This is a genomic window from Pseudomonas mediterranea CFBP 5447 (genome assembly GCF_000774145.1).
Classification (GTDB): domain Bacteria; phylum Pseudomonadota; class Gammaproteobacteria; order Pseudomonadales; family Pseudomonadaceae; genus Aquipseudomonas; species Aquipseudomonas mediterranea.
Genome location: NZ_KN322985.1, coordinates 924,328 through 938,590 on the forward strand (window position 1 = coordinate 924,328; position 14,263 = coordinate 938,590).

General features: G+C 55.3%; 20 protein-coding genes, 1 tRNA gene and 1 pseudogene. 10 read left to right on the plus strand and 12 right to left on the minus strand.

Features of this window, described 5'->3' with window-relative positions:
• Positions 1–37: 37 nt before the first annotated feature.
• Genes yajC through queA form a run of 3 tightly spaced genes read right to left on the minus strand, consistent with a single transcriptional unit; the run spans position 38 to position 2,596 of the window.
• Positions 38–373 (minus strand): preprotein translocase subunit YajC, encoded by a 336-nt coding sequence (yajC, locus tag N005_RS16670; RefSeq protein WP_024777037.1) that lies wholly within the window; start codon positions 371–373, stop codon positions 38–40.
• A gap of 43 nt (positions 374–416) precedes the next feature.
• Entirely contained in the window at positions 417–1,532 is a 1,116-nt protein-coding gene (gene tgt / locus N005_RS16675) for a tRNA guanosine(34) transglycosylase Tgt (protein ID WP_162843649.1), read from the minus strand.
• A gap of 14 nt (positions 1,533–1,546) precedes the next feature.
• On the minus strand, positions 1,547–2,596 hold the full coding sequence (gene queA / locus N005_RS16680) for a tRNA preQ1(34) S-adenosylmethionine ribosyltransferase-isomerase QueA (RefSeq protein ID WP_024777035.1): 1,050 nt from the start codon (positions 2,594–2,596) through the stop codon (positions 1,547–1,549).
• 108 nt (positions 2,597–2,704) lie between these two features.
• Here queA and N005_RS16685 point away from each other — a divergent pair.
• The 5 genes from N005_RS16685 (at position 2,705) to N005_RS27810 (ending at position 5,732) form a co-directional block, all read left to right on the plus strand.
• A tRNA-Leu gene (locus tag N005_RS16685) sits at positions 2,705–2,789 on the plus strand.
• A gap of 324 nt (positions 2,790–3,113) precedes the next feature.
• Positions 3,114–3,443: a hypothetical protein gene (locus N005_RS16690; protein WP_047702178.1), complete on the plus strand. Its 330-nt coding sequence runs from the start codon at positions 3,114–3,116 to the stop codon at positions 3,441–3,443.
• A gap of 50 nt (positions 3,444–3,493) precedes the next feature.
• Positions 3,494–3,787: a hypothetical protein gene (locus N005_RS16695; RefSeq protein WP_047702179.1), complete on the plus strand. Its 294-nt coding sequence runs from the start codon at positions 3,494–3,496 to the stop codon at positions 3,785–3,787.
• Between the two features lies 1 nt (position 3,788).
• Positions 3,789–4,283, plus strand: a complete 495-nt coding sequence (locus N005_RS27805; RefSeq protein ID WP_052126402.1) for a PIN domain-containing protein — start codon at positions 3,789–3,791, stop codon at positions 4,281–4,283.
• A gap of 108 nt (positions 4,284–4,391) precedes the next feature.
• Positions 4,392–5,732, plus strand: coding sequence for a hypothetical protein (locus tag N005_RS27810; RefSeq protein WP_052126403.1), 1,341 nt, complete (start codon positions 4,392–4,394; stop codon positions 5,730–5,732).
• 83 nt (positions 5,733–5,815) lie between these two features.
• On the opposite strand, the gene N005_RS16710 is transcribed toward N005_RS27810, so the two are convergent.
• The 3 genes from N005_RS16710 to N005_RS16720 form a co-directional block, all read right to left on the minus strand.
• Complete coding sequence (locus tag N005_RS16710) at positions 5,816–6,142, minus strand: low molecular weight protein tyrosine phosphatase family protein (protein WP_047702180.1); 327 nt, start codon at positions 6,140–6,142, stop codon at positions 5,816–5,818.
• Positions 6,139–6,333: a hypothetical protein gene (locus N005_RS16715; protein ID WP_047702181.1), complete on the minus strand. Its 195-nt coding sequence runs from the start codon at positions 6,331–6,333 to the stop codon at positions 6,139–6,141. The genes N005_RS16710 and N005_RS16715 overlap by 4 nt, the downstream gene beginning before the upstream one ends.
• 266 nt (positions 6,334–6,599) lie before the next feature.
• Complete coding sequence (locus tag N005_RS16720) at positions 6,600–7,469, minus strand: LysR family transcriptional regulator (protein ID WP_047702182.1); 870 nt, start codon at positions 7,467–7,469, stop codon at positions 6,600–6,602.
• A 131-nt stretch (positions 7,470–7,600) separates the two neighbouring features.
• On the opposite strand from N005_RS16720, the gene N005_RS16725 reads away from it, so the two are divergent.
• Entirely contained in the window at positions 7,601–8,380 is a 780-nt protein-coding gene (locus N005_RS16725) for a sulfite exporter TauE/SafE family protein (protein ID WP_047702183.1), read from the plus strand.
• A 57-nt stretch (positions 8,381–8,437) separates the two neighbouring features.
• Here N005_RS16725 and N005_RS16730 read toward each other — a convergent pair whose 3' ends face one another.
• The 4 genes from N005_RS16730 to N005_RS16745 all read right to left on the minus strand — a co-directional run bounded on the left by N005_RS16730 (position 8,438) and on the right by N005_RS16745 (position 11,011).
• Entirely contained in the window at positions 8,438–8,797 is a 360-nt protein-coding gene (locus N005_RS16730; RefSeq protein ID WP_047702184.1) for a DUF6124 family protein, read from the minus strand.
• Positions 8,798–9,102: 305 nt separating this feature from the next.
• Entirely contained in the window at positions 9,103–9,690 is a 588-nt protein-coding gene (locus tag N005_RS16735; protein ID WP_047702185.1) for a hypothetical protein, read from the minus strand.
• Between the two features lie 71 nt (positions 9,691–9,761).
• Positions 9,762–10,175, minus strand: coding sequence for a hypothetical protein (locus tag N005_RS16740; RefSeq protein WP_230166575.1), 414 nt, complete (start codon positions 10,173–10,175; stop codon positions 9,762–9,764).
• A gap of 269 nt (positions 10,176–10,444) precedes the next feature.
• Positions 10,445–11,011 carry a helix-turn-helix domain-containing protein gene (locus tag N005_RS16745; protein ID WP_047702186.1) on the minus strand — a complete coding sequence of 189 codons (567 nt, stop codon included), beginning with the start codon at positions 11,009–11,011 and terminating at the stop codon, positions 10,445–10,447.
• Between the two features lie 150 nt (positions 11,012–11,161).
• Between N005_RS16745 and N005_RS16750 the strand changes: the two genes are divergently transcribed.
• The 3 genes from N005_RS16750 (at position 11,162) to N005_RS16760 (ending at position 13,217) form a co-directional block, all read left to right on the plus strand.
• Positions 11,162–11,944, plus strand: a complete 783-nt coding sequence (locus N005_RS16750; RefSeq protein WP_047702187.1) for an aldolase — start codon at positions 11,162–11,164, stop codon at positions 11,942–11,944.
• Between the two features lie 19 nt (positions 11,945–11,963).
• Positions 11,964–12,851: a dihydrodipicolinate synthase family protein gene (locus N005_RS16755; protein ID WP_047702188.1), complete on the plus strand. Its 888-nt coding sequence runs from the start codon at positions 11,964–11,966 to the stop codon at positions 12,849–12,851.
• Positions 12,852–12,950: 99 nt separating this feature from the next.
• Entirely contained in the window at positions 12,951–13,217 is a 267-nt protein-coding gene (locus tag N005_RS16760) for a Rho-binding antiterminator (RefSeq protein ID WP_047702189.1), read from the plus strand.
• An 18-nt stretch (positions 13,218–13,235) separates the two neighbouring features.
• On the opposite strand, the gene N005_RS16765 is transcribed toward N005_RS16760, so the two are convergent.
• Positions 13,236–13,466, minus strand: coding sequence for a DUF6429 family protein (locus N005_RS16765; protein ID WP_047702190.1), 231 nt, complete (start codon positions 13,464–13,466; stop codon positions 13,236–13,238).
• 156 nt (positions 13,467–13,622) lie between these two features.
• Positions 13,623–13,886 (minus strand): hypothetical protein, encoded by a 264-nt coding sequence (locus tag N005_RS16770; RefSeq protein WP_052126404.1) that lies wholly within the window; start codon positions 13,884–13,886, stop codon positions 13,623–13,625.
• Positions 13,887–14,073: 187 nt separating this feature from the next.
• Here N005_RS16770 and N005_RS29705 point away from each other — a divergent pair.
• Positions 14,074–14,262: pseudogene (locus N005_RS29705) on the plus strand (toxin); the annotation flags it as partial.
• Between the last annotated feature and the right edge of the window lies 1 nt (position 14,263).

The window sequence follows — 14,263 nt, forward strand, 5'->3', positions numbered from 1 at the left end:
CTTGCGCGCCCCGTCGATTGAAGAGATGTTTGAAACCTTAGATCGCTTTCAGCGTGCCTTTTGGCAGCGTGGCCGCGATAGCGCCCTTCTGGAACTTCATTTCAACGGTGTCGGACACTTCCAGCACCACGAAATCGTCGGCCACTTTGGTGATCTTGCCGGCGATACCGCCAGTGGTCACCACTTCGTCGCCCTTCTGCAGGCTGCCGAGCAGGTTCTTCTGCTCTTTGGCGCGCTTGGCCTGTGGACGCCAGATCATCAGGTAGAAGATGACCAGGAAGCCGACCAGGAAAATCCACTCGAAACCGCCACCCATAGGCGCGGCTGCGGGAGCAGCGGCATCGGCCATGGCGTTAGAGATAAAAAAGCTCATTTAGCACTCCAGTTGCAAGTATTGAATCTTAGGATCGGAAAACTCAGTCCAAGGGCGGCACAGGCAACCCGCGCTTGGCATAGAAGGCCTCGACGAAGGCGGCCAATGTACCCTGTTGAATAGCCTCGCGCAAACCAGCCATAAGCACCTGGTAATGGCGCAAATTGTGGATCGTATTCAGCATGCTACCGAGCATTTCGCCGCACTTGTCCAAATGGTGCAGATAAGCGCGGGAGAAGTTCTTGCACGTGTAGCAGTCGCAGGTCGGATCCAGCGGCGAATCATCATGGCGATGAAACGCGTTACGGATCTTCAGCACGCCCGTGTCGATGAACAGATGCCCATTGCGGGCATTACGGGTTGGCATCACGCAATCGAACATGTCCACCCCGCGGCGCACACCCTCAACCAGATCTTCCGGTTTGCCAACGCCCATAAGGTAACGAGGTTTGTCAGCAGGCATCTGGCCCGGCAGGTAATCCAGCACTTTGATCATTTCGTGCTTGGGTTCTCCCACCGACAGGCCGCCAATGGCCAGGCCGTCGAAACCGATCTTGTCCAGGCCTTCGAGGGAGCGCATGCGCAGGTCCTGGTGCATGCCGCCCTGAACGATACCGAACAGCGCCGCCGTGTTGTCGCCATGGGCGTTCTTGGAGCGCTGGGCCCAGCGCAACGACAGTTCCATGGACACCCGTGCGACGTCTTCATCGGCCGGGTACGGAGTGCATTCGTCGAAGATCATCACGATATCCGAGCCCAGGTCGCGCTGGACCTGCATCGACTCTTCCGGGCCCATGAACACCTTGGAACCATCCACCGGCGAGGCGAAGGTCACGCCCTCCTCCTTGATCTTGCGCATGGCACCCAGGCTGAACACCTGGAAACCGCCTGAGTCGGTCAGGATCGGGCCTTTCCACTGCATGAAATCGTGCAGGTCGCCGTGGGCCTTGATCACTTCCATGCCCGGGCGCAGCCACAGGTGGAAGGTGTTGCCCAGGATGATCTCCGCACCGATGGCCTCGATGTCCCGAGGCAGCATGCCCTTGACCGTGCCGTAGGTGCCCACCGGCATGAACGCCGGGGTTTCCACCGTACCGCGGGGGAAGGTCAGGCGACCGCGACGAGCCTTGCCATCGGTGGCGAGCAACTCGAAGGACATGCGACAGGTGCGACTCATACTGTTTCCTCGGGCCCGCGTGGCGCGGGGTTGCGGGTGATGAACATCGCATCACCGTAGCTGAAAAAGCGGTAACCATGCTCGACGGCGGCCTTGTAGGCGGCCATGGCTTCGGGATAACCGGCGAACGCCGAAACCAGCATCAACAGCGTGGATTCGGGCAAATGGAAATTGGTGACCAGGGCATCGACCACATGAAACGGCCGGCCCGGGTAGATGAAGATATCGGTGTCGCCACTGAACGGCTTGAGCACGCCATCGCGGGCAGCGCTTTCCAGGGACCGCACGCTGGTGGTCCCCACCGCCACCACCCGACCGCCGCGGGCGCGACAGGCCGCCACGGCATCGACCACGTCCTGGCTGACTTCGAGCCATTCGCTGTGCATGTGGTGGTCTTCGATGCGCTCCACCCGCACCGGCTGGAACGTACCGGCACCGACGTGCAGCGTCACGAACGTGGTCTCGACGCCCTTGGCGGCAATCGCCTCCAGCAACGGCTGATCGAAATGCAGCCCCGCCGTCGGCGCTGCCACCGCTCCCAGGCGCTCGGCGTAAACGGTCTGATAGCGCTCGCGGTCCGAACCTTCGTCCGGGCGATCTATATAAGGAGGCAACGGCATGTGCCCGACACGGTCGAGCAGCGGCAATACTTCTTCGGCAAATTTGAGCTCGAACAACGCATCATGCCGCGCCACCATCACCGCCTCGCCACCACCGTCGATGAGGATCGACGAACCCGGCTTGGGCGACTTGCTGGAGCGCACATGGGCCAGCACCCGGTGGCTGTCCAGCACCCGCTCCACCAGAATCTCCAGCTTGCCGCCGGAGGCCTTCTGGCCAAACAACCGCGCCGGAATCACCCGGGTATTGTTGAACACCATCAAGTCGCCCGGGCGCAAATGCTCAAGCAAATCAGTGAATTGACGGTGAGCCATGGCACCGCTGACCCCGTCCAGGGTCAACAGTCGACTGGCGCGACGCTCGGCCAGAGGGTGGCGAGCGATCAGCGAATCCGGGAGTTCGAAGGTAAAGTCAGCAACACGCATGATGGGGTTCGTCTAGCAGGGCCGGAAAGTCTAGCGGAAATATCAAAAATTCACCATGAAACGTGATTGACCAACGGTAGGCACCTCTCTATACTTCGCCGCCATTGAGCCCTGATGGCGGAATTGGTAGACGCGGCGGATTCAAAATCCGTTTTCGAAAGGAGTGGGAGTTCGAGTCTCCCTCGGGGCACCATCTTAAAGAAAGACCTTGAAATTCAAGGTCTTTTTTTTCGTCTGCAGGAAAGTGGACTTGCCGTGATCCACCCATCACCCAATCCATTGTGGCGAGGGGATTCATCCCCGCTGGGCCGCAAAGCGGCCCCAACCACCAAACCTGTGGCGAGGAAAAATCTGTGGCCAGTAGGAACCTGTGGCCAGTAAGCACCGGTGGCGAGGGAGCTTGCTCCCGCTTGAGCGCAAAGCGCTCACAAAAAAGTCACAGCCCACCGATGCTCCGCCTTGCGGCACCCAGTTGACCCACCGCCCCTCCTCACCCGCTGACAAAGGATTTCACCCCATGGAATTGCTGCTGGAAACGGTCGCTCTTTACTCGCTGAAGCTGGCTTACGAGACGGAGGGGCATAGTCCGATTTTGCGGGATGATCCGTTGATGGGGAGTTGTGATCGGGAAGTCTTTGGATTGTTGGTCCGGCGAGGGGAGGTGGCAGGGATTCAGAGTGAGATTGGTCGGTGCTTGGATCTGGCGTTAGCGGCGGTGGGCGGGATGGATACGGTACTGGGTTGTGAGCTGCATCGTTTGGCAAAGAATTTTGGTGCTGCGCAGATGATGGAAGGGCTTTATGCTCCAGCTATCATTTTGAGGGATTATCTGCGGGATGTTCTTTGATCAGGACATGACACATTTATTTACGCTGGTTGACCCGGCAGGAGGAAATCATGATCAGTTTTAAAGAGGCTGAAGCGGCCGCCCGTAATGGCTTCGATGATTTTGTAACGGGAGCAAGCAACATAGTTCTGGAGGAGATTGTCATTTCAGATGACAGCTCGCGGTATGAGGTGACATTTAGTTACGATGTCGACCGAACCCCTTCATCGTTCTCAGAAACTCGCACCAGATCGCCGCTTTTTGAATTGGCCACTGTTCTGGGCAAGCGGAAAGAGTACAAGACTTTTTTGGTTTCATCTGAAAACGGAGCACTCAAAGGCTTCAAGCGTTACAAAGGCCAATAACATGGTCAAAAACAAGAATAGATCGGTACCCAGTCATAAAAGAGACATCATCATCGACACCAATCTTTTGCTACTGCTAATAATTGGCAGCGTAGAAGAAGGTAGGTTCATCTCCAGCTCGAAGCGACTGAAAGACTTTAGCGTTGGCGACTATAATCTGTTGCTTAAAGCCATCAAACCATTTGGAGAGGGCTGTACAACGAAATACATTGCCACAGAGGTCTCCAACCTTCTAGATTTAAAGGGTTATGCTCAAGAGAAAGCCTTTGAAATTGCCAGAACCATTTTTGAAACATTCAAAGAGATAGATTCCAATCTCAACGACGATTTACAAAACCCCTATCTCCCGCAATTTGGCTTGACTGACTCCAAGCTAATAGAGCTGTCATCCACTCATTTAATATTCACCGCCGACGATCGACTATCCCCTCTATTATGGGGATCTGGAGAGGGAAACGTTTACTCACTCGCGATGATAAGAGCACTTGCAGCTTAAGATCGAGCGAGCGATCCGCCTCGGATAGACTCGCAAATTATCTGGCCGCTTTTCACGCTCTCTTTTACGTAACCACGGATTGGCAAACGAATTGAAGGATTCAAATTGATGTCAATTTCAACAGGGGATTTTTTCTATCCTTACGTAAAATTTCTCCACGGCGCTGCCTACAACCTGCACCAGATCCTAGAAGGCCTTGGCGTCGTATCATCGAACTTCACCGGGCGTAACGACGCCGGGCAAATCACCGGAACTTACTGGTCGCCCGATGAAGCAGTGCTAATGTTCACGCTCGGCTACCCGGTGATGCGGTCACTGCTGCTGATTCCCTTGCTGGCAGCAGCGGCCTATACAGTGGGCAAGAAGCGAGGCGTGCTCATCTTCTTTGTACTCTTGCTCCTACCGGGTGCGTTGAACTGCCTGGGCCTTCTCCCAAACATCAATTACTTGCCCATCCGTTACAGCATCAATGGCGTCGGGAAACTGGGCAGCGAAATCGGACTGATTCCCCTGTTGATGCTTTGCGCCCTCGCCGGATGGGGTGTCATGGTTCTTATTTATGACAACCTCAACCTCACCGACCGTTTCCGCCAAATATATGATCACTTCTGGTTTCCGCTGGCATTGGTTGCAGCGGTGTTTTTCGTGGCGGACAACGGCGCCAATGAAGACGCCGCATTGCTGAAGGAGGCGACAGCGAGCATTCAGGACGCCAGCGCGTTCCTGCTGAGCCAGATCAAGCGCTACGATGATTACTGCAGAGCGAATGGTCTGGATAGCCTGAAGTCATGCCGGTGGAGCAGCGTTTCACAGTGGACCTTTACCTACATCAAGGAAGGTGAAGCCAACTACTTCATAGATTTCGCACCGAACGAATCCAAAGGGTTTTACGCCGCGACAAGAAGAACCATAAGCGACGAGGATGTGATCGCCATCCGCAAAGAAATCAACGACTACAACCAGCGGTTGTGCCCCGTGAGATACTTTTCCAATGGCATGTCACGCTCCTCGCCACTCTCCAGCACCTGCGAGTACGTTCCCCACGGCTATTGCTCGGTCAATCCTGATGGCCCTCCCGGCCTTGTGGATAAAAATATCAGCAGTCACACCGTGGCGTTGGCCAGCGAATGCATCATTCCCTGGCTCGCCGGTGCCAAGCCTTCCTTGAAGCAGTTGTCGGCGCTAGTCAGCCAACATGACAAAGCCAAGAATCACCGTTGGCTGTATTTCCTTGCTGTCGCCGTAGCGGTCGGAGCGAAAGTGGCTTTGGCGACTACCAAGCTGTGCTTGATTGATGCACGGCCTGCGGTTGATAGGCGTCGCGTTCTTAGGGCTGCACGGTATCGGCTGGGCCAGTGTCTCCGTGTACTGAAGCGCCTGTTGGTCGGTTCCGGCCACTTAGCATGGTTCGCTGCGACCCGCGTATCCAAGCTGCTTAAACGGGGATAGCACGACGGGATCAACCTTCTACCGGTGATCGTTTCGCCTAGCCATTGAGGAACGGAGCTGCTCGTGAAGATTGCCCTAAATGTTCAAATACACAGGTACGAAGTCACCTCTCGCTCAAGCATGTCCACCAGCTCAGGGTCCATGTAGCGATAGTCATCGGGAATATCCAGAACATGCAGCCGCTTGTGCTCAAGCAGCCGAGCGTACTCTGCCCGTAGACGATGCTCGTGCTTACGCTCCATCACAAAAATGACATCGGCCCAACGGATATCCGCCGGGCCGATAGGTTTGCGTGCGTTCGGGCTTGTGCCGGCCGAACGAGTGCTGAAGCCAGAACGTCGACGCCAGATCGCCTCCCCGGTAGGGCTGCGCCATTGGTTACGACTGCAAACGAACAGGAGATTAGTCACTCTTGATCCAACAGTTGGCGGGTAGTGCGGATGGGATAGCTCATACCGAGCTGACGCGCTCGGTGCAGCTTGTCGGCACGGGTGTAGATCAGCTTCCAGTTCTTTTCTGGCTTGAAGCCCTGCGGGTTAATCGCTTCGCGCCCATTGTGCTTGCGGGACTGAGCACGTCTCCAGCTACGGGTTCTCTCCATGATTGTTTCCTCGTGAATACCGGGTTCAGCAGCCGCGGTAATACGAGGTGGCGAGATGGTAAGTGTAAAATTGGGGTTGTGGCTAGTGTGGGCGAGGCTGGGCAGCAGTGACTAGGTGGTCCGTAGCAGCCATCGATTTGGAATGTTGGATTAGAGGGATAAACTGCAAAAAATCGGCCCCAATGGCAATGCTGGTGCTTGCGCTCCATCAAAAACGGATCTATTTCCGGTTAAGGTCAAATAAGTAAAATTTGCCTCCTTGTTGGTCACATTTCTTTAGATCCTTCCATCAATAACTCAACAAATTTGTCCCTCGCACCATGACCCTCAACATTTTTATTCCAGATAAAATAATTTTGTACAGGGAGCAGATCATCAAATACACATCCACTGATACCTCCGATGCTTTTGAACTGTTCAAACATACCCCTCGGAACCAACGAAGCGCCTGCACCTGAGCTGACGCAGCCAAGAATGGTGCCATAACTGGCTATGTTGGTTATGAGGCTCGACACCTCGTGCATCCTCAGCCAATTTTCCAGTGTTCCCCTGTAAGGGCATCCTTCTGGCCACATGAATATATCCATGCCGCTTAAATCCTGCGGATCACTTATTCGCCCTGCCGTTGCAGAAGCAATCAATACAAGTTCCTCCTTGTAAATCCCTGCGCTTGCAATATCCGGATGCTCAGGTTTGACAGCAATGATTGCTCCATCCAGCTTATGGCCAACCACATCGCTTAATAACTGTGACCAATCGCCAGTACTGAACTGCATTTGCACCAGAGGATAGAGTTGATGATATTTTGCCAACAACTTGGGCAATCTACCTGTTGCGGATGACTCAATAGCGCCAACCTTCAAACTGCCCGATGGTGCAGCCGCAGGATCAAGAGCTCTTTGTGACTCTTGACATAGAGACAATATTTTATTCGTGTAATCAAGAAATAATCTACCCGAAGGACTGATGACTAGCCCCCTTCCCTTCCTGATAAATAATGAGACACCCAGCTCTCTTTCTAAAAGCTTGATTCGGTTTGTGATATTTGACGGAACGCAGTGCAACAGTTCAGCCGCGCGAACAATACTGCCCTGATCGGCCACTGCCTTGAACATAGCTAGCTGGGCAAACTCCATACCATTACTCACTAAAAGTGAATGATTTGCTGAGTATAAGTCACTTGTTGCGAGCACTCCAACCCGTTAATTTCAAGCCTCTGACTGGATGAAAAATTTAAGCGGGTATTAAAACTGCGGAAGGAGACCAGATGGATATTGACCAAGCCATGATCGCGCTAGGTTTTTTTGCCTTCTGCGGCGGCTTGATAGATGCGGCGGTAGGCGGCGGGGGGCTTGTACAAGTGCCAGCACTTTTACATGCCCTGCCCCAACAGAGCCTGGCCACTGTTTTCGGTACCAATAAACTGGCTGTTCTGGCGGGCAATGCGAGCTCCATACTCAGCTATTTAAAGCGAATAACCGTCGTGTGGAAGCTGATGCTTCCCATCATCTGCTCGGCATTTGTCTTCGCTTTCCTTGGGGCCGCTGTAGTATCTGCTGCGCCTAAGAAACTAATGGAGGTTGTTGTTTTTTTCATCCTGATAGTCATGGCCATTTATACTTTCAAGGAGAAAAAGTTAGGCTTGGTGAGTTCCAACAAACCTTGCGGAACAAAGGAGATCGCATCAGGGATTTTTTTTGGCGGTTTGATTGGTTTTTATGACGGTGTCTTTGGCCCAGGCAGCGGCAGTCTTTTGCTTTTTATTTTTGTCAAATTCTTTGGCTTCGACTTTCTAAACGCATCAGCATCGGCAAAGCTGGTTAATTTGGGTACATTTAGCGCAGCGCTTATGTTTTTTGTTCCATCCGGCAATGTGTTATGGGCTGTTGGAGGCATGGTTGCCCTTTGTAACATGGCGGGCTCTCTCACCGGTGTTTTTTTGGCACTGCGTTATGGGAGTGGCTTTATAAGAATTTTCTTCCTGATACTACTTATTTTCTTAATAGGTCGAATGGGGCTGAGTATTTTTATAGGTAATCAACAGTAAAGGGCCTTGCGCTAGCAAAGCCCTCAAATGAGATGGGTAGCACTTTCTCCAGCGAACCTATCTCACCTCAACAATATCCAACGCCCGATTCGCCAACAGTTCACTCAACTCGATCACCTGCTGAATCCCCAACGCCACATGCCGCCTAGACCCATCCAGGTCAAACGCCAGATCACTGATCATGGCATTGGCCGAAGCCAGGTTCTCACTGAGGTTGGCAAGCAGGCATTCAGAATCAACATCAGAAGCGATGCGGAAAATGGTGTTGGGATTGTCGGACGTTTCTTTCTCAGGCTTGGGGTTCAGGTAGAAATCCAACGCTCGGGTGGCAGCGTCGTCGATTTTCTTGTTGCGCGCAGTCTGGGCGCGGGAGATGTGTTCGTCAGTAACTGGAGGGTTCGGTGTAATTTTGACCATGGTCTTAACTCTCTGGTTGAGGCCACTACCCGCTCGCTGCTAAACGAAGTGGGAGGCAGCTGTACGCAGGTTAGCAGACCGACAAGTTAAGAAATCGGCGCGCCCGAGGGCGCCCTGCGCACAGCCACCATCAAGCGCAGGGATGAAACTCCTGACTGATGACACGTTGTGCGACTTAACTCGGCGAGCTGCTAAACCCGATCACTGACAATCAGTGACAGGGCCAAACTACCGACGCCACCCCAGGCGCACAAGCCGGCGGATTCTGGCGTAGTTGTAGGCAAAGGCGCAAGGCGATGTGAGCTCTAGGGCGAGACCTGACGGTGGGTGGTCACCATGAAGGGCCTTCCGTCCAGGGCTCTTTGTTCCAGGACAATCCTGTCCTTCTCCACCTCTTTGACACGCGCCTGCCCCGACGCCCCTGCCGGGTAGATATCACTGAGGTTGGGCATGCTAGAGCCAACAAACTGCGCCACCGTCAAAGGCGAGATCTCTTTGCCGTCCACCCTATACGTCTTGGGCAACGTCTTCATTTGCTCCAATGTGAACGAAAGGTACTCGCTATCCGCATTCCAGCTACCCGCGCCGTTAACGCTGTACTCGAACCGATAGGATTTCGAAGGCTCTGTTCCAACCAGCGCGATCACGCCGCTCACGTTGTAATGGTTGTTGGCGAAGTACTCGGTCATGCCCTTGAACTCGAACTGAACGCCGCCATCGGAATAGCTGAACTCCTCGGTCCAACGTCCAATGAACTGGCTTTTGTAGTAGTCAGCCCTCATGTCGGCCAACCAGGTTGAGATGGCAGGGAACCCCGCCATCAAGCCAACAATTGCTACAAGAGCGGCCCAGCTTTTTACCGAGTACTGCTTAAGTGTCGAGACAGTGGTCATTAATAGCTCCTAATCCATGAGGAGGCGTGCAGCACTCCGGTTCGTCTGCGCAGTTACTGCTTCTATCAGCTCTAGTAGAAGCGGTCTTCCTGCTTCATGCCATAAATGCGCCCGAACGTCCTGAAGGAGATCCAAAGGAACAACAACGTCAGCAATACCCCGCCCGCCATGACGATAAAGCTGGCGCGATTGGTGTGCAGCTCGGTGGCGATGCTACTGATTTGGGGTAACCAGCGTGAGTAAAGCAGTGGAATCTCTTCACCTACTTTGTACTGATAATGTTCGCTGTAGCGCTGGTCAAAGTATTCCTCTTCATGAACCTGTTGATCACTGTCGACATACCGGTAATGAATGATGACACCGTTGGGATTCATCGGGATGCCTTCCAGATGCGTCACCGTGCCCTTCACCTCCACAGGGGTCCAGCGAATGGCGCCATAAATGGTCCCTGAGTGTTGTGCCAGTGAGGCTAGAAACAGCAGCAAGATGCAAGCAATCGTCAGCAGGACTATGCGGTTGTAGAGGTGATCTTTTCAGCTTCACGCGGGTAAAACATGCTCCGGTCCCTCGGGTTAGATTCTTCCGCCCCCTATCGGCGTTTGGTCCAACAACTTGAATTTTTCCAGTGATTTGCCCTTGTTCCTGGGGGCGTCTATCGGGCTTTACAGGGCTGCTGCGCAGCCCAGCGGGAGCAAGCTCCCTCGCCACGGGTTGATGGTTGTCCTTACCTGAGCCGCATGACGATCAGTTGCCTCTACGCGTTCTCATCTTTTTCGGCCGCCTCATCGCTATGCACCACCACCAACAACTGCGCCTGAACATCCCCCACCGAACGCAGCCGATGGGGCTTTTGCGCATTGAAATGCAAGGCATCACCGCGATTCAGCAGCACGCGCTCGTTCATGAAGTCCACTTCCACCTGCCCCTCATGCACGAATAGAAACTCCTCCCCCGTGTGTTCCTTGAACGCGTGGTGCGCGGTGAATTCGGTTGCGGGGTAGAGGATGAAGGGCAACAGGCTGCGCTCGGAAACCTGATGGGCCAGGACCGCGTATTCGGAGCTGCCGCTGCTCGACGCCAGCGAGCGTCGGTCTTCGCTGCGCACCAGGCTGTAGCTGTCGAGGGAGACGTTTTCCTCAGAGAACAATTCTTCGACGTTGACGTTCAGCGCCTTGGCGAGCTTGAGCGCGGTGGCGATGGAGGGCGTGCTCAGCCCGCGTTCCACCTTGGACAGATAGCTCTTGGTCATCGCGGTTTTTTCAGCCAGGACGTCCAGTGTCATCCCGAGTTTTTTCCTGAGCAATTTCAAGCGAATGGACATAGGTAACCAACATTTCCTGGGAAACGGACAATCAACGTTTGCAAATGACACTTTGTGTCATATAGTATTTTTTGTGTCATTAGCACCTTCCTTTCACAGCTTCCATGACGCGGATCAAGAACGGTCAAAGAACGAATCAGGAGAACGGATATGAGCAAGACACTGGCGACACCCAAGGACCAACTGGTCCAGCACGCTGTTAACCAGATGCAAAAATCACTGCCGGATAATACGTGGACTGTACGACAAAAGCTGGCATTGACCTGCCGCATCCTGTTCGAGAACGGTCACGACTCGGGCCTGGCCGGGCAGATTACCGCGCGCGGGCCGCAGCCGGGCACCTACTACACCCAGCAATTGGGCCTGGGCTTCGACGAAATCACCGCCGGCAATCTGCTGCTGATCAATGAAGATCTGGAGGTGCTGGAGGGCCACGGCATTCCCAACCCGGCCAACCGCTTTCACACCTGGGTTTACCGCGCCCGGCCGGACGTGAACTGCATTATCCACACCCACCCGACCCACATCGCCGCGCTGTCGATGCTGGAGGTGCCCTTGCAGATTTCCCACATGGACCTCTGCCCGCTCTACGAGGACTGCGCGTTCCTGGAGGGCTGGCCGGGTGTGCCGGTGGGCAACGAGGAAGGCGAATTGATCGCCGGCGCCCTGGGCGACAAGCGCGCCATCCTGCTTTCCCACCACGGCCAGTTGTCCACCGGCACCACCGTGGAGGAGGCCTGCAACATCGCCCAACTGATCGAACGCGCCGCGAAGCTGCAATTGCTCGCCATGGCGGCCGGCGAGGTGAAACCGATCCTGCCGCACCTGGGTCGCGAAGCCCACGACTGGATCGCCCGCCCCAAGCGTCACGCCGCCGCCTTCAACTACTACGCCCGGCAGAACCTGCGCCAACACGCCGATTGCCTGAACTGAACCCATTAGGAGCCACGCCATGTCTACCCCCAATATCCACGGCATCATCGGTTACACCATCACGCCCTTCTCCGCCGACGGCCAAGGCTTGGACCTGGACGCACTGGGCCAGTCCATCGACCGCCTGATCGACAGCGGCGTCCACGCCATCGCGCCGTTGGGCAGCACCGGCGAGGGCGCTTACCTGAGCGATGCGGAGTGGGATCAGGTCAGCGAATTCAGCATTGCCCGCGTCGCCGGCCGGGTGCCGACGGTGGTCAGCGTGTCGGACCTGACCACCGCCAAGGCGGTACGCCGCGCACGCTTTGCCCAAGCGAAGGGCGCCGACGCGGTGATGGTATTGCCGGCCTCTTACTGGAAACTGAGCGAGGCGGAAATCCTGGCCCATTACCAGACCATCGGCGCCAGCATCGACCTGCCCATCATGCTCTACAACAACCCGGCCACCAGCGGCATCGACATGTCCGTGGAGCTGATCTTGCGGATTTTCAACGCGGTGGCGAACGTCACCATGGTCAAGGAGAGCACCGGCGACATCCAGCGCATGCACAAGCTGCAGCTATTGGGCGAGGGCCAGGTGCCGTTCTACAACGGTTGCAACCCACTGGCCCTGGAAGCCTTCGCGGCCGGCGCCAAGGGCTGGTGCACCGCAGCGCCGAACCTGATCCCGCAGCTCAACCTCGACCTGTATGACGCCGTGCTGGCCAACGACCTGGACCGGGCCCGGGCGCTGTTCTATCGTCAACTGCCGCTGCTGGACTTCATCCTCAAGGGCGGCTTGCCCGCTACCATCAAGGCGGGTCTATGCAGCCTTGGCCTGGAGGTCGGTGATCCGCGCTTGCCGGTGTTCCCACTCGACGAGGCGCGTATTAGCCAATTGCAGACGATGTTGAATCAACTGCGCTGAATCGCGCTGTGCGATTGCGACCGGCGGGCGGGCGGGCCATCCTGTTCGGTCGCTGTCGTCCTAATGGGTGAGCGCCGCCATGGCCACCGAGGTAATGAGATGAACACCTATCAACCCTTGAACTGCGACCTGCATGACTACCTGGAGATCGCCTGCCTGTACGGCTACACGCTGGACATCGAACTGACTGACGGCCAACGCCTGACAGCCCGCGCGATCACCACGCGTACCGCTCGCACGCGGGAGGAGTTTCTCGATGTGGACACGGCGGACGGTCGCCTGGAGATTCGCCTCGATCAGTTATTGGCGATTACGCCGCAGGATCACAACGCCCGGTTTGGCCGGGTTGTGCTGGCGACTGGGTAATCCGTTCAGACGTGCCCCTCAACGCTTTGTCCCAAACAACTTGTCGGCAAGCTGCCGACCTCGCTCCAGCCCTTCAGCCGTCAACCAGATCGATTTATTCCTGTTTACCGGATCGCTGATGAGACCTTGTTCGTGCAGTCGGTTCATGACTTCGAAGTCGAAACCTTTCCAGGCGTTGCCGGTGTCGGAACTGAAGGCTGCCAACAAGGCAAGCACCGCTTCTTCTATCAATTTGTCGTCGTAATCCATGGTCGCTACTCCACTCGTACTTAGCTGGTAACGCCGAATCAGCATCAGCGTCCCTAAACCCTATCTGGTCAAAGATAAGACAGTCTAGCTATCCGACGGGGCTGTGTAGTCAAAGAGGTCCAGCCTCATCAAGCTATTTGAGACGTCTTTCGGCCCTTAGCCTTTGTGCTCAAACTCCCACCCCTTACAGGCCAGGGCCACATGCTTAGGAATCATTGAGATCCCGCGGCTGTAAGCAGTGATGGTGCGACGGATAAAGCCCGGCTCCTGCGCGGCAGTCGTCAGTGAAAGTTTGTTGGCGGCCATCCAGCTTTTGAATGCCTGGGTCGGCATCACCTCACCGGTCTGCTCCAACGCCAACCAATGCAAGGTAACAACCACGAGTTCAAGATCATCACCCAGCTCACATCGAAACCCCATTCGCCCACTTGGGCGGTGGCGACGTTATTCCCACACACAAGAAATCTGACAGCCTCCGGGTCTACACCATCCGCATCTACTGCATTTAGGAAAACGGAACAATCATTCCAAGAAACCTCCTACAACTCTGTCCATAGATCCCGCGTTAGCGTCTGTCCTGCCTCTATTGGACGAGACTCTCTAGGTTGTGACACGCAAAAAAGACATCCCCCAAGTCAAGAACCCGCCCGGCGGCGACGGGCATTACGTCACCTATCGGGACATGACACCCAGCGAACTGGCCGAGCGTGAAGCCGGACAATTGAAGTACGAAGCCATGCTTGCCCGACAGGCCGCCTATGAAAAGGAACGCTGGACCAAGGTCGATAAAACGCTAN

What these genes read in the sequence shown, in the direction of transcription:
- N005_RS16735 (WP_047702185.1), bottom strand. Translation starts at nt 9,690, where the DNA reads ATGACCACTGTCTCGACACTTAAGCAGTACTCGGTAAAAAGCTGGGCC.
- N005_RS27810 (WP_052126403.1), top strand. Translation starts at nt 4,392, where the DNA reads ATGTCAATTTCAACAGGGGATTTTTTCTATCCTTACGTAAAATTTCTC.
- N005_RS16765 (WP_047702190.1), bottom strand. Translation starts at nt 13,466, where the DNA reads ATGGATTACGACGACAAATTGATAGAAGAAGCGGTGCTTGCCTTGTTG.
- N005_RS16690 (WP_047702178.1), top strand. Translation starts at nt 3,114, where the DNA reads ATGGAATTGCTGCTGGAAACGGTCGCTCTTTACTCGCTGAAGCTGGCT.
- N005_RS16745 (WP_047702186.1), bottom strand. Translation starts at nt 11,011, where the DNA reads ATGTCCATTCGCTTGAAATTGCTCAGGAAAAAACTCGGGATGACACTG.
- N005_RS27805 (WP_052126402.1), top strand. Translation starts at nt 3,789, where the DNA reads ATGGTCAAAAACAAGAATAGATCGGTACCCAGTCATAAAAGAGACATC.
- yajC (WP_024777037.1), bottom strand. Translation starts at nt 373, where the DNA reads ATGAGCTTTTTTATCTCTAACGCCATGGCCGATGCCGCTGCTCCCGCA.
- N005_RS16730 (WP_047702184.1), bottom strand. Translation starts at nt 8,797, where the DNA reads ATGGTCAAAATTACACCGAACCCTCCAGTTACTGACGAACACATCTCC.
- N005_RS16760 (WP_047702189.1), top strand. Translation starts at nt 12,951, where the DNA reads ATGAACACCTATCAACCCTTGAACTGCGACCTGCATGACTACCTGGAG.
- N005_RS16755 (WP_047702188.1), top strand. Translation starts at nt 11,964, where the DNA reads ATGTCTACCCCCAATATCCACGGCATCATCGGTTACACCATCACGCCC.
- tgt (WP_162843649.1), bottom strand. Translation starts at nt 1,532, where the DNA reads ATGTCCTTCGAGTTGCTCGCCACCGATGGCAAGGCTCGTCGCGGTCGC.
- N005_RS16720 (WP_047702182.1), bottom strand. Translation starts at nt 7,469, where the DNA reads ATGGAGTTTGCCCAGCTAGCTATGTTCAAGGCAGTGGCCGATCAGGGC.
- N005_RS16715 (WP_047702181.1), bottom strand. Translation starts at nt 6,333, where the DNA reads ATGGAGAGAACCCGTAGCTGGAGACGTGCTCAGTCCCGCAAGCACAAT.
- N005_RS16695 (WP_047702179.1), top strand. Translation starts at nt 3,494, where the DNA reads ATGATCAGTTTTAAAGAGGCTGAAGCGGCCGCCCGTAATGGCTTCGAT.
- N005_RS16725 (WP_047702183.1), top strand. Translation starts at nt 7,601, where the DNA reads ATGGATATTGACCAAGCCATGATCGCGCTAGGTTTTTTTGCCTTCTGC.
- N005_RS16750 (WP_047702187.1), top strand. Translation starts at nt 11,162, where the DNA reads ATGAGCAAGACACTGGCGACACCCAAGGACCAACTGGTCCAGCACGCT.
- queA (WP_024777035.1), bottom strand. Translation starts at nt 2,596, where the DNA reads ATGCGTGTTGCTGACTTTACCTTCGAACTCCCGGATTCGCTGATCGCT.
- N005_RS16770 (WP_052126404.1), bottom strand. Translation starts at nt 13,886, where the DNA reads ATGGGGTTTCGATGTGAGCTGGGTGATGATCTTGAACTCGTGGTTGTT.